27 protein-coding genes and 3 tRNA genes are annotated in these 20659 nt (G+C 65.7%); 19 read left to right on the forward strand and 11 right to left on the reverse strand.

Features of this window, described 5'->3' with window-relative positions; genetic code table 11:
* The first annotated feature begins 41 nt into the window (after positions 1-41).
* The 3 genes from FCF25_RS04870 (at position 42) to FCF25_RS04880 (ending at position 2014) form a co-directional block, all read left to right on the forward strand.
* On the forward strand, positions 42-905 hold the full coding sequence (locus FCF25_RS04870) for an ABC transporter ATP-binding protein (protein ID WP_117595332.1): 864 nt from the start codon (positions 42-44) through the stop codon (positions 903-905).
* Positions 902-1606, forward strand: a complete 705-nt coding sequence (locus tag FCF25_RS04875) for an ABC transporter ATP-binding protein (protein WP_137047505.1) — start codon at positions 902-904, stop codon at positions 1604-1606. The genes FCF25_RS04870 and FCF25_RS04875 overlap by 4 nt, the downstream gene beginning before the upstream one ends.
* A gap of 102 nt (positions 1607-1708) precedes the next feature.
* Positions 1709-2014, forward strand: a complete 306-nt coding sequence (locus FCF25_RS04880) for a MazG nucleotide pyrophosphohydrolase domain-containing protein (protein WP_117595333.1) — start codon at positions 1709-1711, stop codon at positions 2012-2014.
* Positions 2015-2040: 26 nt separating this feature from the next.
* Here the strand turns inward: FCF25_RS04880 and FCF25_RS04885 are convergent, their stop codons facing one another.
* Both FCF25_RS04885 and FCF25_RS04890 read right to left on the reverse strand, forming a co-directional pair.
* Entirely contained in the window at positions 2041-3417 is a 1377-nt protein-coding gene (locus FCF25_RS04885) for an ABC transporter substrate-binding protein (RefSeq protein WP_137047506.1), read from the reverse strand.
* A gap of 116 nt (positions 3418-3533) precedes the next feature.
* A complete protein-coding gene (locus tag FCF25_RS04890) occupies positions 3534-4121 on the reverse strand; it encodes a cyclic nucleotide-binding/CBS domain-containing protein (RefSeq protein WP_137047507.1) in 588 nt (195 codons plus the stop codon).
* A 159-nt stretch (positions 4122-4280) separates the two neighbouring features.
* On the opposite strand from FCF25_RS04890, the gene udk reads away from it, so the two are divergent.
* The gene (udk, locus tag FCF25_RS04895; protein ID WP_117595036.1) at positions 4281-4976 is read left to right on the forward strand and encodes a uridine kinase; all 696 of its coding nucleotides are present in this window, start codon (positions 4281-4283) and stop codon (positions 4974-4976) included.
* Between the two features lies 1 nt (position 4977).
* Here udk and FCF25_RS04900 read toward each other — a convergent pair whose 3' ends face one another.
* From FCF25_RS04900 to FCF25_RS04915, 5 genes are all read right to left on the reverse strand, one after another.
* Positions 4978-5295, reverse strand: a complete 318-nt coding sequence (locus FCF25_RS04900; protein ID WP_117595037.1) for a DUF5785 family protein — start codon at positions 5293-5295, stop codon at positions 4978-4980.
* Between the two features lie 80 nt (positions 5296-5375).
* Positions 5376-5552 (reverse strand): hypothetical protein, encoded by a 177-nt coding sequence (locus tag FCF25_RS15515; protein WP_168191207.1) that lies wholly within the window; start codon positions 5550-5552, stop codon positions 5376-5378.
* A gap of 313 nt (positions 5553-5865) precedes the next feature.
* Positions 5866-5948 (reverse strand) — tRNA-Ser (locus tag FCF25_RS04905).
* Positions 5949-5991: 43 nt separating this feature from the next.
* Positions 5992-6747, reverse strand: a complete 756-nt coding sequence (locus FCF25_RS04910; RefSeq protein WP_137047508.1) for a DUF2064 domain-containing protein — start codon at positions 6745-6747, stop codon at positions 5992-5994.
* Positions 6748-6919: 172 nt separating this feature from the next.
* Positions 6920-7330 carry a HalOD1 output domain-containing protein gene (locus FCF25_RS04915; protein WP_137047509.1) on the reverse strand — a complete coding sequence of 137 codons (411 nt, stop codon included), beginning with the start codon at positions 7328-7330 and terminating at the stop codon, positions 6920-6922.
* A 189-nt stretch (positions 7331-7519) separates the two neighbouring features.
* Here FCF25_RS04915 and FCF25_RS04920 point away from each other — a divergent pair, with 189 nt between their 5' ends.
* Complete coding sequence (locus FCF25_RS04920) at positions 7520-7717, forward strand: hypothetical protein (RefSeq protein WP_117595040.1); 198 nt, start codon at positions 7520-7522, stop codon at positions 7715-7717.
* A 65-nt stretch (positions 7718-7782) separates the two neighbouring features.
* Here the strand turns inward: FCF25_RS04920 and FCF25_RS04925 are convergent, their stop codons facing one another.
* From FCF25_RS04925 to FCF25_RS04935, 3 genes are all read right to left on the reverse strand, one after another.
* On the reverse strand, positions 7783-8418 hold the full coding sequence (locus tag FCF25_RS04925; protein WP_117595041.1) for a uracil-DNA glycosylase family protein: 636 nt from the start codon (positions 8416-8418) through the stop codon (positions 7783-7785).
* 75 nt (positions 8419-8493) lie between these two features.
* A complete protein-coding gene (locus FCF25_RS04930) occupies positions 8494-8781 on the reverse strand; it encodes a hypothetical protein (RefSeq protein WP_137047510.1) in 288 nt (95 codons plus the stop codon).
* Positions 8778-9821 carry an Mrp/NBP35 family ATP-binding protein gene (locus tag FCF25_RS04935; RefSeq protein ID WP_137047511.1) on the reverse strand — a complete coding sequence of 348 codons (1044 nt, stop codon included), beginning with the start codon at positions 9819-9821 and terminating at the stop codon, positions 8778-8780. The genes FCF25_RS04930 and FCF25_RS04935 overlap by 4 nt, the downstream gene beginning before the upstream one ends.
* Before the next feature lie 197 nt (positions 9822-10018).
* On the opposite strand from FCF25_RS04935, the gene FCF25_RS04940 reads away from it, so the two are divergent.
* The 5 genes from FCF25_RS04940 to FCF25_RS04960 all read left to right on the forward strand — a co-directional run bounded on the left by FCF25_RS04940 (position 10019) and on the right by FCF25_RS04960 (position 15554).
* Complete coding sequence (locus FCF25_RS04940) at positions 10019-11155, forward strand: acyl-CoA dehydrogenase family protein (RefSeq protein ID WP_137047512.1); 1137 nt, start codon at positions 10019-10021, stop codon at positions 11153-11155.
* Between the two features lie 173 nt (positions 11156-11328).
* Entirely contained in the window at positions 11329-12288 is a 960-nt protein-coding gene (gene moaA, locus FCF25_RS04945; protein ID WP_137047513.1) for a GTP 3',8-cyclase MoaA, read from the forward strand.
* 160 nt (positions 12289-12448) lie between these two features.
* Positions 12449-13648: a hypothetical protein gene (locus FCF25_RS04950; RefSeq protein ID WP_137047514.1), complete on the forward strand. Its 1200-nt coding sequence runs from the start codon at positions 12449-12451 to the stop codon at positions 13646-13648.
* Between the two features lie 96 nt (positions 13649-13744).
* The gene (locus FCF25_RS04955; protein ID WP_117595334.1) at positions 13745-14425 is read left to right on the forward strand and encodes an ABC transporter ATP-binding protein; all 681 of its coding nucleotides are present in this window, start codon (positions 13745-13747) and stop codon (positions 14423-14425) included.
* A complete protein-coding gene (locus tag FCF25_RS04960) occupies positions 14418-15554 on the forward strand; it encodes an ABC transporter permease (protein ID WP_137047515.1) in 1137 nt (378 codons plus the stop codon). The genes FCF25_RS04955 and FCF25_RS04960 overlap by 8 nt, the downstream gene beginning before the upstream one ends.
* A 69-nt stretch (positions 15555-15623) precedes the next feature.
* Here FCF25_RS04960 and FCF25_RS04965 read toward each other — a convergent pair whose 3' ends face one another.
* On the reverse strand, positions 15624-16304 hold the full coding sequence (locus tag FCF25_RS04965) for a DsbA family protein (protein WP_117595048.1): 681 nt from the start codon (positions 16302-16304) through the stop codon (positions 15624-15626).
* Positions 16305-16877: 573 nt separating this feature from the next.
* Here FCF25_RS04965 and FCF25_RS04970 point away from each other — a divergent pair.
* The 9 genes from FCF25_RS04970 to FCF25_RS05010 all read left to right on the forward strand — a co-directional run bounded on the left by FCF25_RS04970 (position 16878) and on the right by FCF25_RS05010 (position 20653).
* Positions 16878-16960 (forward strand) — tRNA-Ser (locus tag FCF25_RS04970).
* A gap of 17 nt (positions 16961-16977) precedes the next feature.
* Positions 16978-17502 carry a 30S ribosomal protein S13 gene (locus tag FCF25_RS04975; RefSeq protein ID WP_137047516.1) on the forward strand — a complete coding sequence of 175 codons (525 nt, stop codon included), beginning with the start codon at positions 16978-16980 and terminating at the stop codon, positions 17500-17502.
* Positions 17499-18026 carry a 30S ribosomal protein S4 gene (locus FCF25_RS04980; protein ID WP_117595050.1) on the forward strand — a complete coding sequence of 176 codons (528 nt, stop codon included), beginning with the start codon at positions 17499-17501 and terminating at the stop codon, positions 18024-18026. Before FCF25_RS04975 ends, FCF25_RS04980 begins: the two co-directional genes overlap by 4 nt.
* Positions 18023-18412 carry a 30S ribosomal protein S11 gene (locus tag FCF25_RS04985; RefSeq protein ID WP_117595051.1) on the forward strand — a complete coding sequence of 130 codons (390 nt, stop codon included), beginning with the start codon at positions 18023-18025 and terminating at the stop codon, positions 18410-18412. Before FCF25_RS04980 ends, FCF25_RS04985 begins: the two co-directional genes overlap by 4 nt.
* A 5-nt stretch (positions 18413-18417) precedes the next feature.
* Complete coding sequence (locus tag FCF25_RS04990; protein WP_117595052.1) at positions 18418-19167, forward strand: DNA-directed RNA polymerase subunit D; 750 nt, start codon at positions 18418-18420, stop codon at positions 19165-19167.
* 194 nt (positions 19168-19361) lie between these two features.
* Positions 19362-19446, forward strand: a tRNA-Leu gene (locus tag FCF25_RS04995).
* Between the two features lie 27 nt (positions 19447-19473).
* Entirely contained in the window at positions 19474-19827 is a 354-nt protein-coding gene (locus tag FCF25_RS05000; RefSeq protein ID WP_058582897.1) for a 50S ribosomal protein L18e, read from the forward strand.
* On the forward strand, positions 19824-20261 hold the full coding sequence (locus FCF25_RS05005; protein WP_117595053.1) for a 50S ribosomal protein L13: 438 nt from the start codon (positions 19824-19826) through the stop codon (positions 20259-20261). The genes FCF25_RS05000 and FCF25_RS05005 overlap by 4 nt, the downstream gene beginning before the upstream one ends.
* Positions 20255-20653 (forward strand): 30S ribosomal protein S9, encoded by a 399-nt coding sequence (locus FCF25_RS05010; protein WP_117595054.1) that lies wholly within the window; start codon positions 20255-20257, stop codon positions 20651-20653. Before FCF25_RS05005 ends, FCF25_RS05010 begins: the two co-directional genes overlap by 7 nt.
* Positions 20654-20659: the final 6 nt, after the last annotated feature.

The raw sequence follows: 20659 nt of genomic DNA on the forward strand, positions 1-20659 counted from the left end.
CGGTGCCGAACGAATCGACGAACGAGGCGGAGACTGACGAGATGAGCGAGACCACGAAGACGACTGAGACGACGCAGTCGACGGCCGCACAGCAACCGACGGAGGCGGTCGACGACCCGACGTCGACGGACCCTGCCGAGTACCCGCTACGCGTCGAGAACCTCCGCAAGACGTTCGGCGGCATCGTCGCCGTCGACGACGCGAGTTTCGAGGTCGAACGTGGGACGCTCACCGGCCTCATCGGTCCGAACGGCGCGGGGAAGTCGACGACGTTCAACCTCATCACCGGGATGTACACGCCCGACCGGGGACGCGTCGTCTTCAACGGCGAGGAGATCACCGGACTGCCGCCGCACCGCGTCGCCGACCGAGGATTGGTCCGAACGTTCCAGATCGCCCGAGAGCTCTCCGAGATGACGGTACTGGAGAACATGATGCTCGCGCCGAAGCACCAGCGCGGCGAGGCGCTGTGGCGGTCGGTGACTCCGGGCGTCCGCAACGACGTGGTCGAACAGGAGGGAGAGTTGCTCGACAGGGCGTGGGAGATGCTCGACTTCTTCGAGATAGACCACCTCGCCGAGGAGTACGCGGGCAACCTCTCGGGCGGCCAGCGAAAGCTGCTGGAGATGGCGCGCGCGCTGCTGACCGACCCCGACATGCTCCTGCTGGACGAACCGTTCGCGGGCGTCAACCCCTCGCTGGAACACCGTCTACTCGAACACGTCCACGAGTTGCGCGAACAGGGCTACACGTTCCTGTTGGTCGAACACGACATGGACCTCATCATGGAGAACTGCGAGCACGTCATCGTCATGCACCAGGGGAAGGTGCTCACCGAAGGGACACCGGCCGACATCAAGCAGAACGAACAGGTCGTCGAGGCCTACCTCGGGGGGACCGTATGACGCTCCTCAAGGTGCGCGACCTCGACGCCGGCTACGGCGACTTACAGATTCTCACCGACGTCGACCTGAACGTCGAAGACGGTGAGTACGTCACCATCGTCGGACCCAACGGCGCGGGAAAGTCGACGGTGATGAAATCCGTCTTCGGGCTGACGGCCCACATGGGCGGCACCGTCAGCTTCGACGACACCGACATCACGGGTGCGAACCCCGAGGACATCATTCGACTCGGCTTGGGCTACGTCCCGCAGAACGACAACGTGTTCGGGGCGCTCACCGTCCAAGAGAACCTCGAGATGGGCGCGTACATCCTCGACGACGTCCCACAGAACTCGCTCGACATGGTGTACGAGCGGTTCCCCATCCTCCGAGAGCGACGCGAGCAGAAGGCCGGAACGATGAGCGGCGGTCAGCAGCAGATGCTGGCGATGGGCCGCGCGCTGATGCTCGACCCCGACCTCCTCCTCCTCGACGAACCGAGCGCCGGACTCGCGCCGGACCTCGTCGACGAGATGTTCGACAAGATCGACGAGATAAACGAGGCCGGGACGGCTATCCTGATGGTCGAACAGAACGCGAAGGAGGCGCTCAGACGCTGCGACCGTGGCTACGTCCTCGTCAACGGGCGGAACCGCTACATGGACACCGGAGAGGCGCTGTTGAACGACGACGAGGTCAGACGGGACTTCCTCGGCGGGTAGTCGGTCGCCTCAACCCCTTGTCGTCACCGAGACGAGGACACTCCGAAACGGCTTTTTTCGACGCGTGAACGTGTAGACTCCATGCGAGAGAACCACCGTTCGATGCCCGAGCAACAGCAGGTCGCCGCGTTTCTCGACGAGTACGAGATGCACGCCGACCCGGCGTACCAACTGCTCGACCTGACGTCCGAAGTCGGCGAACTCGCCGCCGACGCGACGAAATCCTCGCAGTGGGGCGCGTCGCCCGAGGAACTCGACGTGGAGAGCGACGAACTCGGCGACGCGCTCTTTTCGCTTCTGACGGTCGCCGAGTCGCTCGACATCGACGCGGGCGACGCGCTCCGCGAGTCGCTCGAGAAGTATCAGCGGCGAATCGTCGACACTGGAAGTGCGTCGTCGGGCGAATAAAATCGGAGTCGAATCTGTCGCCGGGCTCAGCTACTGAGCGCCGCGTCGATGACCGACGAGTACGACGACTCGCCGATGTTGAACGACACCTGGTTCGTCACCGTGCCGTCGAACTCGCTCTCGAACACTTCGGCGAAGCGCTCGGAGAGCTGTTGGCCGTAGTCGTTGTTGACGTACAGCGTCGCCGCGGATTCGGCGTCGAGGCGCTCGGAGGCGACCTGCGCCATCACGCGGCCCTGCAGAAAGTCCGAGGGCGCGGTTCGGAAGATGAAGTCGTTGTCCTCGAGGTTCGACACCGACAGCGCCGTACTCGACGGCGAACAGCCGACGACTTCGTTCGGGATGAACGCCTCCTGGGAGACGGGGACGTTGACGCCCGAGGACGCCGACCCGCACACCGCGGGGACGCCCGCGCTGACGAGCGAGTTCGCCGCCGAGACGCCGGCGTCCGGCGAGGTCTGCGAGTCTTCGATCTGCGCGTTAACCGTGAGGTCGACGTTCGCGTCGTTGACCTGCATCACGGGGAGTCGCGCCGCGCGAATCATCGGCTGACCGACCGACGCGAGGTCGCCCGTCTCCGGGAGGAGGATGCCGACCGACACCTCGCGCCCGAGGCCGCCGGGTCCGCTGTCGGCGGAGTCACCCGCGCCGTCGGGGTTGTCGCCCTCGAACGACTGCGTCTCGATCGTCGGCGTCTCCTGAGAACTCTGACCGGCGAACTCCCAGATGGCGTACGCCGCGGACGCGGGGTCGCCCTTCTCGTCGAAGTTCGTCGCGCTCGACGCCCCCTGGTAGTTGATGTCGTCGCCGTTGGCCGCCGCCTCGACGGCTTCGACGAAGTTCTGCGGTCCGAACTCCTCGCCGCCGGGGTTGGCGATGCGGCGGAGCTGGTCGCGAATCGCCGGACCGCTGTTCTCGCCGGCGGCGACGTTCGCGAGGATGAGAAGCGCCACCGAGTCGTACGACTGAGAGGTGAAGACGCTGGGAGCGGCGTCGTACTCGTCCTGGAACAGTTGGTTGAACGCGTCCTGGTTCGGCCCACCCGCCGCCGGCGCGGTGCCGGTGACGTTCGCCATATCGTTGCCGACCTGACCGGGCATATTTCCGTCCTGCAACCCGTCGGGGACGAGAATCGATTCGCCCCCGTCGCTGGCGCTGTAGTAATCGCGGAACAGTTGGATGCCGCTCTCGGGGTAGCCGATGACGACGAGAGAGTCGGGACCGTCTCCGCCCCCGTTGTCGCCGCCGCCACCGCCGCTACCGTTGCCACCACCGCCGCCGTTACCCCCGTCACCGCCGTTTCCGCCGTCGTCACCGGGGCCTTGTACACAGCCGGCGAGGCCGACCGCGCCGGATACGCCGACCGCTTTCAGGAAGTTGCGTCGTTGGATACCACGTGCCATGTTACCGCATGGTAAGGACAATTTATAAAGTTACGCCTTCTTAGCTGACATTTCCCGCCGCGCGCCATGCCGCAGTCCCGCGGTTCCTGTACGAACGATGGAGAGCGGTTCCTCCGCTACACGTCTCGGCAGTCCGAACAGACGAGCTGCCCGTTGACGTTCGAGAGCGTTCGTGCCAGCGACCCGCACACTTCACAGATGCTCTGCGAGGAGTACGTCTCCGAGTCGATGCCGCCGTTGGTCTCGGCGTTCGGCGGGCCGTCGGCGTCGCCGAACTCAGGGCGATTCGCGGGGGTCCGCTCCTGTCCCTCCGTTCGCATCTCCTCTTGAGTCAGCGTCGCCGCCATCAACACGTCGCGTTCGGTGAGCAGGCCGACGAGTTCGCCCTCGTCGACGACGAGCGCCCACGGCGTCGCTTCCGAGCGCATCCGGTCCTCGGCGACGACGAGCGCGGTCTCCGACTCGACCGTCGGCTCCGGGTCGACCATCACCTCGGAGACGGACGTGTCGTCGGCGTCGTCCAACACGACGCCGAGCGCCGTCCGCGAGGGGACGACACCGACCGGTTCGTTCCCTCGGAGGACGACGATGCAGTCGGCGTCCTCCTCGAACATCAACTCCGCGGCCGCCCGCACCGAGTCCGACTCGCTCACCCCGACGAACTCCCGTTCCATGGCATCGCGTACCGTGACATCGGTGTTCATGGTACAGTGTTCGCCCGAATCGGGCTAAAATCTACCTCCAGTAGAGTTAATCCGCCGGGCGTGCTATCTTTCTGGCCCGCGAATTCGAACTTCCGCGGTCCCTCGCGCCGAACGGCGGAAACAGTAAGTTCAAACCGCTCGGCGCACGCCTACCGAGTAATGACTATCCCCTCGTTCGTCATCGGCATCGCGGGCGGTACGGGGGCGGGGAAGACGACCGTCTCGCGGCTCATCACCGAGAGCGTCGGCGAGTCGGTGACGCGAATCCCGCTCGACAACTACTACGAGGACCTCGGTCACCTCGACTTCGAGGCGCGGACCGAGGTCAACTACGACCACCCCTCGGCGTTCGAGTGGGGGCTGTTGCGCGAACAGCTACGCTTGCTCACGGAGGGCCAGTCCGTCGAGATGCCGCAGTACGACTTCGAGGCCCACGACCGAAAGGACGAACGCGTGACCGTCGACCCGACGGACGTCATCATCCTCGAAGGGATTCTCTCGCTGTACGACGAGGAGGTGAACGAGATGATGGACCTGCGTCTGTACGTCGAGACGGACGCCGACGTCCGCATTCTCCGACGCATCGACCGCGACGTAGTCGAACGCGGCCGGGACCTGGAGGGCGTCATCGACCAGTATCTCTCGACGGTCAAACCGATGCACGAGCAGTTCATCGAACCCACGAAGAAGCACGCCGACCTCATCATCCCGGAGGGGGCAAACAGCGTCGCTGTCAACCTCTTGGAGGAGAAGGTGCGCGCGGAGGTCGCCGGGGACGTCGCGCGCGACTGGGAGCGGGAGACGTTCGACCGCGAGGTGTCGGACGCGGTGACGCTGAGCGAGTCCGAACCTTAGCTCACGACCGGGTGCGGGTGAAGTTCTCCGCGCCCTCGTAGAACCAGAATCCGTTGTCGCGCATGGCTCGACCGACCGCCTTGTGGAAGTCGACGAAGTCCGAGAACTCCTCCTGGTCGACGTGCTCAAAGATGTCGCGGAGCGCGACGACGCGTTCGTAGTCGAGACGAATCGGGTCGTCGCCGTACTCGGAGACGAACTCGTCGCGGTTCAGCGGGAAATCCTCCTCTTCGTCTATCTTCTTGGCGATGACGGCGTGGCCGTACTTGCGACGTCCTTCGCTGCCCTGTTCGCCGTCGGGGTCGTGTGGCCAGTCCATACCCGGCAGTTGGGCGGTGGTCGCAAAACCGTTACCCTTCTCAGCCCACCGTCACTGCGTGTGCGGGTATGCGTCGACCGTCACTGTGTGTGCGGGTACGCGTCGAGTTCGACGAACGACGTCGACCCGCAGGCGGCGCACTCGGTCGGCGGTTCGTAGTGGCGGTCGGTACCCTCGCCGCCGGTAGTCGTACCGACGTAGATGAGGTGACAGTTCTCGCAGACGAACTCCCGCGGGCGTTCGGGTACGTGTGACATACGATTTCGTCGTCGGCCGACGGTTTGTAACTTCGTTGTGGTTTTTCTGAGTGTTCGCGCGAAAATGCGGTGGGACTGGGATTCGAACTCGCCGAGACGGTCGCTCCCTTCGGTCGCGCTGCGACTCGTCCGCTCGAATCCGGGTCGTTTCCAGTTGTCGTACCGCGAGCGAGGCCGAAAGGCCGAGAGAGTGGCCTCTTTGGTTCACCGTCAGAGCAAAGCTCTGACGAGCCTTCGCTCACTCCGTTCGCGAAGACAGATTTTTGCGCCGAGTGGTCGCGCGGAGCGCGACCCGAGGCGGAAAAAGGTGGAGCGGTGGGACTGGGATTCGAACCCAGGAGGCCGAAGGCCACCTGCTTTCAAGGCAGGCGCAATAGTCCACTCTGCCATCCCACCAGCATCGGTACTACCGGCGGTCTCCTCTAAGTCCTGTCGGTCCTCAGTTACGGACGACCCGCGGTTCCCCGTCCTCGGCGACGACTCGAAGCCCGTGTTCCGCGACGAACTCCGCGGTGTGTTTGGGCACGATGCGGCCCGCCTCGCGTCGGGCGTGCAGCATCGGCAGGACGGTGAGAAGGTCCTCGCCCGTCCCGACGGTCGGCTGCATCGGGACGAAGTCGACGTCGAGCCCCGCGTCGTGACCGTGCGCGGCGAGCGTCTCTATCTCGGGGTGGGTGAACGCCCCGGCGAAGTCGATCGGTTCCGTGAACGCCGCGTAGTAGCTCCGACCGTTCGTCGAGGGGCCGAGCACGACGGGCGTGGTGCGGAGCTTCATCGCCGCCGAGTCGACGAGCGTCCGGGTCAGAAACGGGGCGTTCCCGCGGACGACGGCGACGGACCGCGCGTCCTCGGCGTTCAGGAGGTGCGAGACGGTGTTGCCCGCGCGGGCGTCGAACGTCGAGCCGACCTGTTTTTCGACGCGGACGTCCGAGAGGTCGCCGAGCGTGTCGGCGGCGAGCGCGCGAACCGCCGCGGCCGCCGGTTCGTCGGTGACGAACTCGTCGGGGAGCAGGTCGTCGGGGCGGTAGTTGACGAGCAGTTCGCCGCCAGAGCGGGCGGCGGCGAGAAACGCGTCTCTCAGCATCGCGGCGTAGAACTCCGCGGTTTCGTCCTCGGTGAGCGGGCTCGTCTCGGCGAGCTCGGGGAGCACGAGTCCGGGTCGCGGCGGGTCGGCGAACACGGCGACGACGGTCATACGCAGTCCTCGTCGCGGCGGCGCCTTGAACCCGCTGGTGTGCGTCGCCGGACCTGGTGCGTCCGGCGACCGCATCGTCGCCGACCGTCGTCACTGGTCGGCGTCGAATCGGGAGGAAGCCGAATCGAGAGTGAGAGTTCGCGGCTGCGCGCGCCCGTCGCAGCGCGAACCGTTATCGGTGTCGAGGGAGCTCGTAGACGTCGACTTCGCCGGTGCTGAAGACGACGACCTCGTACTCGTCGTAGGTGAACCCGACGTAGCGCATCGGCGTCGCTTCCGGCGTCGCGTTACTCGACAACACCGCCTCCGCGAACCCGAGGTCGATGACGTTTCCGATCGGCGGCTGTAGCTGGAGCGGTTCGGTGTTCTTCGCCCGTGCGAGTGCTTTTGCGACCGCGAACGTCAACGTGTCCGGGTCGTCCGGGTCGTACGTTGCGTTTGCGACCTCCGTGCGGCGTGCGGTGACGAACTCGTCCACCGACGCACTCGACTCCGAGAAGTCAGAATCGGTCGAACGCTCGGGGCTCGACGTCCGACTCGGTTCATCAGTTGAATCTCCCTTCGAGTTGCCCGGTCCATCCATGTCCGTCAGTTGTGCCGGCGTACCAATTTAAATGCTTTATGGATTATTTCCTAGAGTTGTGAATGACAATTTTACTAGTGAACGTCGTTCGCTGAACAGAGTCCAGTCTTTCGTTGATACTGATTCGATTGTATCAAAATAGATGAGTGACAGGAAATGCTCTTTGTCCCTACTCCCGATGCGTTCCGTATGGAACCCCTCGGACAGGTCACACGACTCGCCGTTGGCGGCGTCGCGGCGGTCGGCCTCGGCGCGGCGCTGACGTTTCTGGCAACCGGACTCACCGCCGCGACGGTCGTCACGGTGATCCTCGTCGCGGTGTTCGTCGCCGCGGCGGTTCGGTTTGCAGTCCGACGCGCGGGGAGGACGGAGACGCCGTACTGGTAGTCTCGGGCGGCGGTGTCGGAGCGCGCGGGTCGGGCGGCGCTATCGGAGCGTGCGGTCGGGCCGCGCTATCGGCCGCGTCGACCCTTCGTCTGGCGGTAGTCGCGGCCGAAGACGTTCTCCGTGACGTGTTCGACGAACGCCTCGGTCTGCTCGTCGGTCTGTCTGTCGAGTTCGACCATCGGCACGAGTTCGAAACCGCGGCCGCGAATCGTCGTCGCGTGTTCCTCGTCGACGTCGAAGCTCTCGACGCGCCGGGTGGTGTAGTCGAACGCCAGCGCTTCGAGCGCCCGCTGGCCGACGGGGACGATAATCTGGGGGTTTATCATCCGTATCTCGGCGTTGAGATACGGCTCGCACGTCTCTATCTCAACGTCCGTCGGCCCGCGTTCGGGGTGGCGACAGCGCGTCAGATTCGTCAGAAAGACGTTCTGGAGGTCCGGCTCGGTCGACTCCGGCGTCGACCGCGAGAAGCCGAGTTCGCCGAGCACGTACTGGAGTCGCTCGCCCGCCGCGTCGCCGACGAAGGGAATCCCCGCCTCGTCGGCCCCCGCGCTCGGCATCTCGCCGACGAACACGAACTCCGCGCCCACGTCGCCGTAGCCGTGGACGATGCTCTCGCGCGTCTCGCAGAGCGCCGGACAGTTCGTACAGTTCTCGTCCATGCTGAAGGGGTTCTCCAGCGTGTGCTGGTGGGCGTCCACGGCGGGTGTTGGTGAGGACGAGATAAAACGGTGCGGGGGCGAGGGCGTCAAGCGGGACCGCCGAGCGGTCGACGACTACCGCCGCAGCCCGCCCTGTTCTTTGATGTTCATGATGTGGCGGACGTTCAGGTAGATCTCCTCGGGCGAGGTGTCGCCGTCGGGATCGTAGAGGTCGCTCACGCGGTAGAGAATCGCCGACAACTGCCGACTCTCGGAGCTGTCGCCGTACACGTCCTCGGCGACCTCGCGGAGCACTCGAACGCGCTCGTCGTCGGTGGGGAACTCGGCGTCGGAGTCTGGAGCCATCTGCCAGTCCGGTTCGTCGTCTCCGGCGTTCTCGGCGTCCACGGACTCCTCCGTCATTTCTGCGACCGGAGCTTCATCCGGTTGACGACGCCGACGTTGTTGGCGACGTTCTCGGTCAGCACGCGGAACGCGTCGGCCGTCTCGTCGTCTTCCTCCAGCACGATGGGTTCGCCGCCGTCGCCGCCGGTTCGCACGTCGGGGTCGAGCGGAATCCCGCCGAGATACGGGAGGTCCGTCTCCTCGGCGAGCGCTTTCCCGCCGCCGGAGCCGAAGATGTCGTGGCTGCTGCCGCAGTCGGGGCAGACGAAACTCGACATGTTCTCGACCACACCGAGGACGCTCGTGTCGTGGGTGCCGAACATCCGCAGTCCCTTCCGGGCGTCGTCGAGCGCCACGTCCTGCGGCGTCGTGACGATGACCGCGCCGGTGAGGGGGAGCGTCTGCAGGATGGTCAGCTGCGTGTCGCCGGTTCCGGGGGGGAGGTCGAGCACGAGGTAGTCGAGTTCGCCCCACTCGACGTCCTCGACCAACTGCGTCAGAATCTTGTGGACCATCGGCCCGCGCCAGATGACGGGGTCGTCGTCGCCGACGAGAAACGCCATCGACATCAGTTTCATCCCGTACTTCTCGGGCGGGACGATGGTCTCCTCGGCCGTCGCCTGCGGGTGGTCGTCGGCGGCGACCATCCGCGGGACGTTCGGGCCGTAGACGTCGGCGTCGAACAGGCCGACGCGCGCGCCGAGTTGCGACAGTCCGGCCGCGAGGTTGACCGCGACGGTCGACTTGCCGACGCCGCCCTTACCGGAGGCGACGGCGATGACGTTCTTCACGCCGGGAAGCACCTGCTCGCTCTGCGAGAGCGACGAGGGCGTCTTCGCCGAGAGGTCGGCTTCGAGTCCCGCCTCCGAGAGCACTTCACGGACGCGAGTCGCGATGTGCGTCTCGTTCGGGGCGTAGGGCGCACCGAGCGCGAGCGATACGCGAGCGACGCCGTCGTCGACGTCGACGGCGTTGACCAACTCGAGCGAGACGATGTCCTCGCCGAGGTCGGGGTCTTCGACCTCCCGAAGGAGGTCTCGTACGTCGGCTTCGTCCATGCCCTCATGGTGGGTCCGTCGCTCGAATAAGGGTTATGTAAGCGGCGGCAGGCCGCGGCGGCCGAGAAACCTCCATCGCGCTACCGGGGCCGTCACCGCGTTATCGAAGTCGTCGCCGCACTACCGAGGCGTCACTACCCACCGAGAAGTCCGTCACACCGCGGGCTACTAGTACTCACTCTGCGTCACAGTGAACCATGCGATTCACTCTCACGAACGAGCAGCGAGCACTCAGAGACGACGCCCGGGAGTTCGTGGAAACGAGCATCGTTCCGCGGGCCGCCGACCTCGACCGAGACGGTGCGTATCCCGCCTCGATTCTCGACGAGCTCGGCGAGCGCGGCTACGCGGGGCTGACCGTCTCCGAATCGTACGGCGGCCGCGGCGAGGGGATGGTCGAACTGGCGCTCGTCACCGAGGAGCTGTCGGCCGGGCTGATGGCCGTCGCGAGCGCAGTCGCGCTGCACCTCGGCGTCGCCGAAATCGTCGAACGGTTCGGGACCGACGCCCAGAAGGACCGCCTGCTCCCCGACATGGCGAGCTACGACCGCGTCGGCGCGCTCGGTCTCAGCGAGGAGAACGCCGGCAGCGACAAGCGAGGGATAGAGACGACGGCGACGCGGGAGGGCGACGAGTGGGTGCTCGACGGCCACAAGCGGTGGGTGACGAACTACGACGACGCCGACGTCGTGCTGACCTACGCGCGAACCGGTCCCCCCGAGGACGCCCCCCGGAACGTCACCGCGTTTCTCGTCCCCGCCGACGAGTTCGAGGTCGACACCGTCTGGGAGACGCTCGGCGCGAGAAGCGTGAAATCGCCGAAGGTGACGCTCTCGAACGTCCGGGTCGCCGACGACCGACGAATCGGCGACGCGGACGAAGCGCTCGTCGAGCGCGGGAGCGCGACGACCGGCGTCAACGTCCCCGCCCGCGCCGTGGGTCTGGCCCGCGCGGCGCTCGAAGACACCGTCGCGTACACGAGCGGGCGCGAGCAGTTCGGCGGGCGAATCGGCGACTACCAGGGCGTCCGGTGGCGCGTCGCCGAGATGGCTCGTCGCGTCGACACCGCGCGCCTGCTCACGCTCCGAGCCGCGGACTACGCCGACCGCGGCCGCGACGCGACCCGCGAGTTCGGGATGGCGAAGGTGTACGCCACGGAGGCCGCCGTCGACGTGACGAACGACGCGCTCCAACTCCACGGCGGCGTCGGGTACACGACGGACCGGTCGGTCGAACGATACCTGCGCGACGCGCGCCTCCTGACCATCGCCGGCGGCCCGAACGAGGGGCACCGCGACACGGTCGCAGACGCGGTGTACGAGCGCGAAACGTAACGGTGTACGAACGCGAAACGTAATTCGGTGAGCACCGACTTCTGCAACCGGCGACGACACTACCCCGCGGCCGAGGGCGGCGAGCGTCCGCGGCCGCGCAGTAACCGAATGTAGTTACATCCGCGCCGAACGTTCCCGCTCATTTAAGCGCGTTCGGACGAACACCACGACACATGCTCACGGACGACTTCGGCAGGGACGTCACCGGCGTCCGCATCTCGCTCACGGACCGGTGTAACTTCGACTGCGTCTACTGCCACAACGAGGGGTTGGGCGACACCCGCGGCCCGATGGACCCCCAGGACGACGAGATGAGCGCCGACGACGTGGTTCGGTTCCTCGAAGTCGTCGAGGAGTTCGGCGTCCGGAAGGTGAAGTTCACCGGCGGCGAACCGATGCTGCGACAGGACCTCGAAGAGATCATCGAGCGCACGCCCGACTCGATGGAGACGTCGTTGACGACGAACGGGACGTTCCTCCCCGGCCGCGCGGAGGACCTGAAGGCGGCCGGACTCGAACGCGTCAACGTCTCCCAGGACGCGCTCGACCCGCAGGCGTTCGCCGATATCACCAAATCGGGCGCGTACGACCGCGTGATGGAGGGCGTCGAGGCCGCGCTCGACGCCGGTCTCGACCCGGTGAAACTGAACATGGTCGTCTTCGAGCACACCGCCGGCTACGTCGAGGGGATGGTCGACCACGTCGCCGAGAACGACGGCCTCCAGCTCCAGCTCATCGAGTACATGCCCGAACTGACGGGGAAACCCGAGTGGAGCATCGACATCCAGCGCGTCCACGACTGGCTCGCCGACATCTCCGACCGAGTCGAACACCGCGAGATGCACGACAGAAAGCGCTACTTCGTCGGGGGAGGGATGGTCGAAATCGTCGACCCCGTCGGCAACGAGAACTTCTGTGCGAACTGCCACCGCGTGCGCGTCACCCACGAGGGCTACCTGAAGGGCTGTCTCAACCGCAACGACGACCTGCGACCGATGGGCGACATGACGAAAACCGAGATCCGCGAGACGTTCCGCGAGGTCGTCGCAAACCGGGTTCCGTACTACGGCGAGTATCTCGTCCGCGACGAGAGCGACGAGTGGGTGCTCAACGAGAAGTATCTGTCCGCTTGAACGGCCGTCTTCCGGTCTCGCCGTTTTCCGATTCTCCGTCTCTGGACGACCGAGGCGACGCGCTACCGTTCGCTTCTTCTTCCGATAGCTAATTTCAATTTCGGTGACCAGTCAGCCGCATAGAAACGGCTAAGGTCTGTGTGTAGAATACTGCAACATCGTGAATCTCCGCAGCAACTCGATGGCGACTATCGTCGCCGTCGCCCTCCTGACGAGCGTTCTCGCGGGCCCGCTTCTGGCCGCCCCCGCGGCCGCAGACGGGACGTTCGTCTCCGTCACCGTGGACAGTTCGACCGACCAACCGGTTCCAGAGAGCGAGTTCGCCGTCACTCCGACGCTCCGAAACGCCGACGACAGCGACGAATCGTACGTCGTCGACAGCGTTCGACTGCGAAAGACGGCCGCCCGGTCGAGCAAGCAGTACGCCGAACGCACCTCGCTCGGCCGACTCGACCCCGGTGAGACAATCCGTCCGAATCTGAACGTCACACTGAACGAGACGGGCGCGCAGACGCTGTACGTCCACGCCGAACTCCGTGGCTTCGACGGCGACACCCGGCGAATCGTCCACCCGCTCGACATCACTGTCCAGCAGCCGCATCCGCAGTTGGAAGTGAGCACCGAGGAGGCGGTGACCGGTGCCGAACGCCGTATGAACGTCACCGTCGCCAACGGACTGAACGACAGCGTCCGGCAGGTCAAGCTCTCGCTCGCGAGCGAGAGTATCGAGTTCCGCGAGGCCGACCGCGTCGCCGCGACGCTCGGAGCGGGCGAGACGAGAACGTTCACCTTCGCCGCCACCGCCGACACCGGCGAGAAGACGCCGATGCGCGCAGTGCTCACCTACACCGACCCCGACGGCGAACGTCGCCGCAGCGCCGAGACGTTCGACGCCGACTTCCGTCCGCCGGAGAACCCCGGCAGCATCGACCTCACCGGCGTGAGCGTCGAATCCGACGAGTCGGGAGCGACCGGCGACCGCGTCTCTATCTCGGGCAGTGCGGCTAACCTCGGCGGCGAACGTGTCGACAGCGTCGTCGTCAGCGTCGTGGACGAGGAGAACGTCGCGCCCGCGCAGCCCCAACCGGAGTACTTCGTCGGCACCGTCGAGTCGAGCGACTTCGTCTCCTTCGACCTCGACGCGCGGCTGACGAACAACCGGACTGAGATACCGGTGCGGGTGCGCTACAGCGTCGACGGCGTGACCCAAGAGACGACGACGACGGTGAGTTACGAACCGGAGACGGCCGGCGACAGCGACCGACCGAACCGGAGTGGAACGTCGCTGCCGCTCTTCGGTGGCCTCGTCGTCGTTCTCGCCGTCGTTGTCGGAGCCGTCCTCTGGCGACGACGGGAGTAGTCGTCGATGAACACAGATTCGACGACGGACGCGGCGGACGAAGGGAGGACGACGGTGGACGCGAGGGGCGCGACGGTGGACGTGAGGGACGCGGCGATGGACGCGACAGCGCGCGTCATCGACGGCAGCGACGTAGTCAAAGAGTATCGGACGGGTGCCGAGACGCTCCGCGCGCTGAAGGGAATCGACTTTCACATCGACCGCGGGGAGTTCGTCTCCATCGTCGGGCCCAGCGGGAGCGGGAAGTCGACACTCCTGAACGTTCTCGGACTGCTCGACGTGCCTACGTCTGGCACCGTGACGGTCGACGGTAACGACGTGTCGACGCTGTCGGAGACGGCCGCGACGCGCCTGCGAAAGCGCGTCATCGGATTCGTTTTCCAGAGTTTCTACCTCATCCCGACGCTCACCGCCGTGGAGAACGTCGAGGTCCCCCGACTCTTGGACCGTAAACCGAAGGAGACCGCCGCGCGAGCGACGGACCTCCTCGAACGAGTGGGTCTCGGCGACAGACTCGACCACTACCCGAACGAACTCTCCGGCGGGCAGAAACAGCGCGTCGCCATCGCCCGGTCGCTCGTCAACGACCCGGCTATCGTCCTCGCCGACGAACCCACCGGAAATCTCGACAGGGAGACCGGCGACCAGATTCTCGACGAGTTCGACCGCATCACCGACGAGGGCGTCGCCGTCGTCACCGTCACCCACGACGACTACGTCAGCGAGTTCGCCGACCGGACGGTCGAACTCGTCGACGGGAGGCTCTCAGATGTTTGAGTCGCTGTGGCGGCGGTTCCCGGTCGTCCTGATGGCGCGACGGAATCTGACGCGAGCGCGGACGCGCTCGGCGCTGGCCATCGCCGCCATCGTCATCGGCGTCGTCGCCATCGCAACCCTGGGAATCGCGGGCGTCGCGTTCAAAGACGCCCAGTTCGAGACGCTCGGCTCCATCGGCAGCGACCTCCAAGTGTTCGCCGGCGAGGACGACGACGACGGCTACCTCACCGACGCCGACCTACGCCAGATGGAGCGCGCGACCGGCGACGCCGAACTCGTCCCGCTGAAACAGCGCAACGCGAACCTCGCGGTCGGACGGTCCGACGGGTCGGTGACGGTGTACGGGGTGGCCGACCCCGACGAGTTGTACACGGTCCGCGACGGGGCGATTCCGGGCAACTGGCGACGCGGGGCGCTCGTCGGCGCGACGCTCGCCGACCGCTACGGCCTCGAACCCGGAAACAAACTCGAACTCGACGGCGAGACGTATCGTGTCGCCGCCGTACTCGAAGACGAGGGCCAAGCGGCGGTCGCCAGTCCGAACGAGGCAGTGGTTCTCCCGCGGGCTACCTTCGACTCCGAAGGCTACGCACAGGTCGTCGTCCGCTCCGACGACGTCGAGGCGGCGAACGAGTCGGCGATGGCCATCCGCGACGCGTTCAACGGGCGCGAACAGCAGGTCAGCGTCTTCGAGCGCGGCGAGGTCTCCGAGCAGATCGACCAGGCGTTCGCGCAGGTCAACCTCTTTCTCGTGGGGTTGGGTGCGATCTCGCTGGTCGTCGCCGGGGTGAGCATCGCCAACGTGATGCTGATGAGCGCCATCGAGCGACGCGAGGAGATCGGCGTGCTCCGCGCCGTCGGCTACGAGCGAGGCGACGTGCTACGCATCATGCTGACCGAGGCGACGCTGCTCGGCGTCGTCGGGGCACTGCTCGGCGTGCTCGTCAGTCTCGGGTTGGGATTAGTCATCAACGATGCGCTGCTCGGCGACCCGCTGGCGTTTACGGCCGAGGGACTTCGTTACGCGCTCTCGGGGTTCGTCTTCGGCGTCGCCGCCAGCGCGCTGGGCGGTCTCTACCCCGCGTGGAAAGCGTCGCGGCAGCGACCCGTCGACGCGCTCCGCGGGTAGTTTTGCGTCGGTTTCCCGTCCTCGATACGGCCGACAGAACCAGTCGTCCGCCCGTAAACCCGTCGCACCTCACTGACTCTCGACGAGCGTCTGGAGCGACTCCTCGGGGACCGCACCCTGGGCGGTCCGTCCCCGGTAGAGGAAGGAGGGGATACCGGTGACGTTCTCGCGTTCGGACTCTTCGAGCGCTTCCTCGAGGTGTCGTCGGTGCGCCGAGTCGTCGAACACCGACCGGACCGACGCCGGGTCGATACCGGCGGCACCGGCGATGTCGACGAGTGTCTCTTCGTCGCCGATGTCCTCGCTGTCGCGCCACAACGCCGAAAACAGCCACCGGTGAACGGTCCCGAAGCGGTCGGGGTGCTCGTCCTGAACGTACAGGGCCAACTGCTGTGCTTTCTTCGAGTCGACGGTTCGATATCTCGGCGAGGAGAGATTCATCTCGACGCCGTAGCGGCCCGCCAACTCTTCGACGGCCGACCACGGCGCGCCCAGCGACTCCTCGACGTCCACCTCCCGGCGGAGCGTCCCGTCGGAGTCGCGATACGGTTCGCGGAGGTCGAACGGCCGCCACTCCACCGAGAGCGACGGGAGCCCTCTGTTCTCGCGGCCGGTCAGATAGTTGGACAGAACTTCGGTGCCGAGATAACTGAACGGACAGACGTAGTCGGCGTACACGACGAGCGAATCGTCGGTTCGAACACTGGTCGGGGGACCTACACCGTTCTCACTACCCTCGATATCTCGCATGTTGCCATCCAGGGACTACCTTCGTAAGTACCCACGCCCCAATCAGCGCCGAAATCGAACAGTATCGTCCGGTTCGAGCGAACAAACGTGGGTGAGAACGCCACCCAGTTGTGGAGTTGCCAACCGGGCACGACGGTTCGGTCGAAAGATGGTCTGTGACCGCCTCTGAAGCTATAGTCCACACAGAAATCGAACATGTCAGGGAACAGTTCGGCGGTCGGAGCTCGAACGTTGGGCGTCCATCGCTCGGGCGGGCCTCCGGCCCTCGAAACTACAGGTCGAGGCGGTAAGACGTATAGGCGACAGTTTAATGGGGCGGTCCCCCGAGAATGGGAGTTGGTAGCTACCACCGCACTCGCTCGTCAGACGACCGACCGTCGTCCGCTCCCCCGATTACGCCGGCGAGTCCGGGCGGGCGGGCGGACGCCGCGTTCACGCGACGCGGTGTGTCACCGAAACCCACGTTCCCGACCCTTTCGTGACGTTTAAGTACCGTCCACGGGTTACTCCGAGTGCAGTCACTGTAGGGGCGCGAAGTCCCGAGTCCGGAAGGGCGACGATACGACAAACAGGGTTGCGGTAGCCAAGTGGCCCAAGGCGCTGGGTTGCTAACTCAGTGGCGTCATGCCTCCGGGGTTCGAATCCCCGCCGCAACGCTCATCCACATTCCACTATGAGTGCAGAAGAACCACAGGACGGCTCGACCGAAGAGGAGGAGGAGAACCTCCGATACTTCGTCCGCATCGGGCAGACGGACCTCGACGGGACGAAGACGGTCGAGCGGAGCCTGACAGAGATGAACGGTATCGGCAAGCGCACCGCGCGCATCGTCGCCGAGACCGCGGGTGTCGACCGAACCGCGACGTTCGGTCGCCTCGACGAGGAGGACATCGACGCCGTCGTTTCGGCCGTCGAAAACCTCGCAGACGAGGTTCCCCCGTGGCTCACTAACCGGCAGAACGATTTCTACACCGGTGAGACGACGCACCGAATCGGTAACGACCTACAGCAGAAACGCCGCCACGACATCAACCGGATGCAGATGATAAACTCCTACAAAGGTATCCGGCACCAGCGCGGCCAGAAGGTCCGCGGCCAGCGGACGAAGTCCACCGGCCGCACCGAGGGAACCATCGGCGTCAACGTCGAAGCCATCCGCGAGGAAGCGGAAGCAGAGGAAGGCGGTGACGACGAATGAGTACCGGCAAGAACACCAAGTCCTACGAGACGCCGAACCACCCGTACCAGGGCGAACGCATCGCCCGCGAGGGCGACCTGCTCGGCCGCTACGGACTGAAGAACAAGGAAGAACTGTGGCGCGCGCAGTCGGAACTGCGCTCGTTCCGCCGCGAGGCCCGACGCCTCCTCGGCGACGCACAGGGCGACATCGACGAGGCCGGCATCGAGGGCGCGGAGTTCCTCGACCGCCTGCGCCGACTCGGCATCCTGAACGACTCCGACGACATCAGCGAGATCCTCTCGCTGGACGTCACCGACCTGCTCGAACGCCGTCTCCAGACGGTCGCCTACCGAAAAGGCCTCGGCAACACGCCGAAGCAGGCGCGACAGTTCATCACCCACGGCCACGTCACCGTCGAGGGCGCACGGGTCACCGTCCCCTCGAAGAAGGTCGAGGTCGGCGAAGAGTCCACCGTGAGCTTCGAGGAGAACTCGCCGCTCGCGGACGAACTACATCCTGAGCGCGCAGAGGGACAAGAATGAGCGAAACCAGTGAAGAGACGTGGGGCATCGCCCACGTGTACGCATCGTTCAACAACACGCTCATCACCATCACCGACCAGACCGGTGCCGAGACCATCGCTAAGTCCAGCGGTGGGACCGTGGTGAAGCAGAATCGTGACGAAGCGTCGCCGTACGCGGCGATGCAGATGGCCGAAGTCGTGGCCGAGGAGGTCAGGGCGGCGGGCATCGACGGCGTCCACGTCCGCGTTCGCGGTCCCGGCGGGAATCTCAACAAGTCCCCCGGCCCCGGCGCGCAGGCAACTATCCGAGCGCTCGCCCGTGCCGGACTCGAAATCGGCCGCATCGAAGACGTGACGCCGATTCCGCACGACGGCACGCGCGCTCCCAAAAACCGTAGGTTCTGAAAACGATGGCAGACGAGTTCGAGGTCGAGTTCATCGAACGCGAAGAACGGTCGGCGCGGTTCGTCGTCCGTGGGCTGACGCCCGCGATAGCTAACGGCATCCGCCGCGCGATGATCACCGACGTCCCGACGCTGTCCATCGACACCGTCCGGTTCGTCGAAAACTCGTCGGTGATGTTCGACGAGATGATCGGACTTCGACTGGGCCTCGTGCCGCTGACGACGCCCCTCGACGACTTCGAGGTCGGCGACGAAGTGACGCTGGCGCTCGACGTCGAAGGACCGGCGACGGCGTACTCCGGCGATATCGAGACCAGCGACGAGCTGGTCCAGCCCGCCGACGAGAACATCCCCATCATCGAACTGAAAGAGGGCCAGCGCCTCGAGTTCGAGGCCGACGCGGTCCTCGAAACCGGCAAGTCCCACGCCAAACACCAGGGCGGCGTGGCCGTCGGCTACCGACACCTGCAGAAGGTCGAGGTCGTCGGCGACGCCGGCGAGTTCGACGAGGAGGAGCCGAACATCCTCCGGGGCGTCATCGAGACGGAGGAGGGCGAACTCGTCGCAACCGACGAGTTCGACAACGACCTCACGAACCGTTACCCCGGCAAGGAAGTCGAGGTGACGGATGTCCCCGGCGCGTTCGTCTTCCACGTGGAGACGGACGGCTCGTTCAGCGCCGACGAACTGCTGCTGCGCGCCATCGACTCCATCGACGCGCGCGCGGCGGAACTCGAAGACGCGGTCGCGGTCTAAGCAACTAGTACAGATGACCCCCTCAACCACGCACCGACGTTCGCTTCGGTCGCTTCGGCGGCGCCACTGCTCCGGTGGCGGCTCCGAGGCCCGACGAGCGACGGTGCTGTCGGCAGACGCGGCGGCGACCTCCGGGTCGGCGGCGCGTCGGACCGAAAGTGGTTTGAAGGGGCGGAGAGAACACCAAATCGCGTGCAGGGATAGCCAAGTTTGGCCAACGGCGCAGCGTTCAGGGCGCTGTCTCATAGGAGTCCGCAGGTTCAAATCCTGCTCCCTGCACTCCCCTTCTCAGGAGGTTACTTCATCATGAGTAGCAAGACGAACCCGAGACTCACGAGTCTCATCGCCGAGCTAAAGGCGGTTTCGCGCGACGCTGACGCCGCAGTCTGGCGTGACGTCGCAGACCGCCTCGAAAAGCCACGGCGCACCCACGCGGAAGTCAACCTCGGCCGCATCGAGCGGTACGCGCAGGAAGACGAAACCGTAGTCGTCCCCGGCAAGGTGCTGGGGAGTGGTGTGCTGCAGAAGAACGTCACGGTCGCAGCCGTCGACTTCTCGGGCACCGCCCGCAAGAAGATCGAACAGGTCGGTGACGTGCTGACGCTCGAACAGGTCGCAGAACAGAACCCCGAAGGATCCAACGTCCGGGTGATTCGATGAGCTACGCCGAATTCGAAGCCGACGTCATCGTCGACGCGCGCGACTGCATCATGGGTCGCGTCGCCAGCGAGGTAGCCCAGCGCGCGCTCGACGGCGAGCGCGTCGCGGTCGTCAACGCCGAGCGCGCGGTCATCACCGGACGCGACGAGGACGTGATGAGCGTCTACCGGAAGCGCGCGGAGGTCGGCTCCGACCGCGGTCCGTACTACCCGAAGCGTCCCGACCGGATCTTCAAGCGCGGCATCCGCGGCATGCTTCCGTACAAGACGCCGCGCGGCCGCGAGGCGTTCGAGAACGTCCGCGTCTACCTCGACAACCCGTACGACGAGGACGGCGAAGTGCTCGACGGCACGTCGCTGGACCGACTCTCGAACATCAAGTTCATCTCCCTCGGAGAGATCTCCGAAAAACTGGGTGCTAACGTCACATGGTAACCAACACGAGCGGTAAGAAGAAGACGGCCGTCGCCCGCGCCACCGTGCGCGAGGGCGAGGGTCGCGTACGAATCAACTCCCGGCCCGTCGAGCTGGTCGACCCGGAGATTGCGCGCCTGAAAATGCTGGAGCCGTTCCGCATCGCCGGCGACGAACTCCGCGACGACGTCGACATCGACGTGCGCGTCAACGGCGGCGGCTTCAGCGGGCAGGCAGACGCCACCCGCACGGCCATCGCCCGCGGACTGGTGCAGTACTTCAACGACGCCGAACTCCGCGACGCGTACATGGAGTTCGACCGGTCGCTTCTGGTCAACGACGTTCGCCAGTCCGAATCCAAAAAGTGGGGCGGCCCAGGCGCTCGCGCCCGCTACCAGAAGTCCTACCGCTGAGGTGAC

It is taken from the genome of Haloprofundus sp. MHR1 (assembly GCF_005155585.1).
Taxonomy (GTDB): Archaea; Halobacteriota; Halobacteria; order Halobacteriales; family Haloferacaceae; genus Haloprofundus; species Haloprofundus halophilus.

What these genes read in the sequence shown, in the direction of transcription:
- FCF25_RS04870 (WP_117595332.1), top strand. Translation starts at nt 42, where the DNA reads ATGAGCGAGACCACGAAGACGACTGAGACGACGCAGTCGACGGCCGCA.
- FCF25_RS04875 (WP_137047505.1), top strand. Translation starts at nt 902, where the DNA reads ATGACGCTCCTCAAGGTGCGCGACCTCGACGCCGGCTACGGCGACTTA.
- FCF25_RS04880 (WP_117595333.1), top strand. Translation starts at nt 1,709, where the DNA reads ATGCCCGAGCAACAGCAGGTCGCCGCGTTTCTCGACGAGTACGAGATG.
- FCF25_RS04885 (WP_137047506.1), bottom strand. Translation starts at nt 3,417, where the DNA reads ATGGCACGTGGTATCCAACGACGCAACTTCCTGAAAGCGGTCGGCGTA.
- FCF25_RS04890 (WP_137047507.1), bottom strand. Translation starts at nt 4,121, where the DNA reads ATGAACACCGATGTCACGGTACGCGATGCCATGGAACGGGAGTTCGTC.
- udk (WP_117595036.1), top strand. Translation starts at nt 4,281, where the DNA reads ATGACTATCCCCTCGTTCGTCATCGGCATCGCGGGCGGTACGGGGGCG.
- FCF25_RS04900 (WP_117595037.1), bottom strand. Translation starts at nt 5,295, where the DNA reads ATGGACTGGCCACACGACCCCGACGGCGAACAGGGCAGCGAAGGACGT.
- FCF25_RS15515 (WP_168191207.1), bottom strand. Translation starts at nt 5,552, where the DNA reads ATGTCACACGTACCCGAACGCCCGCGGGAGTTCGTCTGCGAGAACTGT.
- FCF25_RS04910 (WP_137047508.1), bottom strand. Translation starts at nt 6,747, where the DNA reads ATGACCGTCGTCGCCGTGTTCGCCGACCCGCCGCGACCCGGACTCGTG.
- FCF25_RS04915 (WP_137047509.1), bottom strand. Translation starts at nt 7,330, where the DNA reads ATGGATGGACCGGGCAACTCGAAGGGAGATTCAACTGATGAACCGAGT.
- FCF25_RS04920 (WP_117595040.1), top strand. Translation starts at nt 7,520, where the DNA reads ATGGAACCCCTCGGACAGGTCACACGACTCGCCGTTGGCGGCGTCGCG.
- FCF25_RS04930 (WP_137047510.1), bottom strand. Translation starts at nt 8,781, where the DNA reads ATGACGGAGGAGTCCGTGGACGCCGAGAACGCCGGAGACGACGAACCG.
- FCF25_RS04935 (WP_137047511.1), bottom strand. Translation starts at nt 9,821, where the DNA reads ATGGACGAAGCCGACGTACGAGACCTCCTTCGGGAGGTCGAAGACCCC.
- FCF25_RS04940 (WP_137047512.1), top strand. Translation starts at nt 10,019, where the DNA reads ATGCGATTCACTCTCACGAACGAGCAGCGAGCACTCAGAGACGACGCC.
- moaA (WP_137047513.1), top strand. Translation starts at nt 11,329, where the DNA reads ATGCTCACGGACGACTTCGGCAGGGACGTCACCGGCGTCCGCATCTCG.
- FCF25_RS04955 (WP_117595334.1), top strand. Translation starts at nt 13,745, where the DNA reads ATGGACGCGACAGCGCGCGTCATCGACGGCAGCGACGTAGTCAAAGAG.
- FCF25_RS04960 (WP_137047515.1), top strand. Translation starts at nt 14,418, where the DNA reads ATGTTTGAGTCGCTGTGGCGGCGGTTCCCGGTCGTCCTGATGGCGCGA.
- FCF25_RS04965 (WP_117595048.1), bottom strand. Translation starts at nt 16,304, where the DNA reads ATGCGAGATATCGAGGGTAGTGAGAACGGTGTAGGTCCCCCGACCAGT.
- FCF25_RS04975 (WP_137047516.1), top strand. Translation starts at nt 16,978, where the DNA reads ATGAGTGCAGAAGAACCACAGGACGGCTCGACCGAAGAGGAGGAGGAG.
- FCF25_RS04980 (WP_117595050.1), top strand. Translation starts at nt 17,499, where the DNA reads ATGAGTACCGGCAAGAACACCAAGTCCTACGAGACGCCGAACCACCCG.
- FCF25_RS04985 (WP_117595051.1), top strand. Translation starts at nt 18,023, where the DNA reads ATGAGCGAAACCAGTGAAGAGACGTGGGGCATCGCCCACGTGTACGCA.
- FCF25_RS04990 (WP_117595052.1), top strand. Translation starts at nt 18,418, where the DNA reads ATGGCAGACGAGTTCGAGGTCGAGTTCATCGAACGCGAAGAACGGTCG.
- FCF25_RS05000 (WP_058582897.1), top strand. Translation starts at nt 19,474, where the DNA reads ATGAGTAGCAAGACGAACCCGAGACTCACGAGTCTCATCGCCGAGCTA.
- FCF25_RS05005 (WP_117595053.1), top strand. Translation starts at nt 19,824, where the DNA reads ATGAGCTACGCCGAATTCGAAGCCGACGTCATCGTCGACGCGCGCGAC.
- FCF25_RS05010 (WP_117595054.1), top strand. Translation starts at nt 20,255, where the DNA reads ATGGTAACCAACACGAGCGGTAAGAAGAAGACGGCCGTCGCCCGCGCC.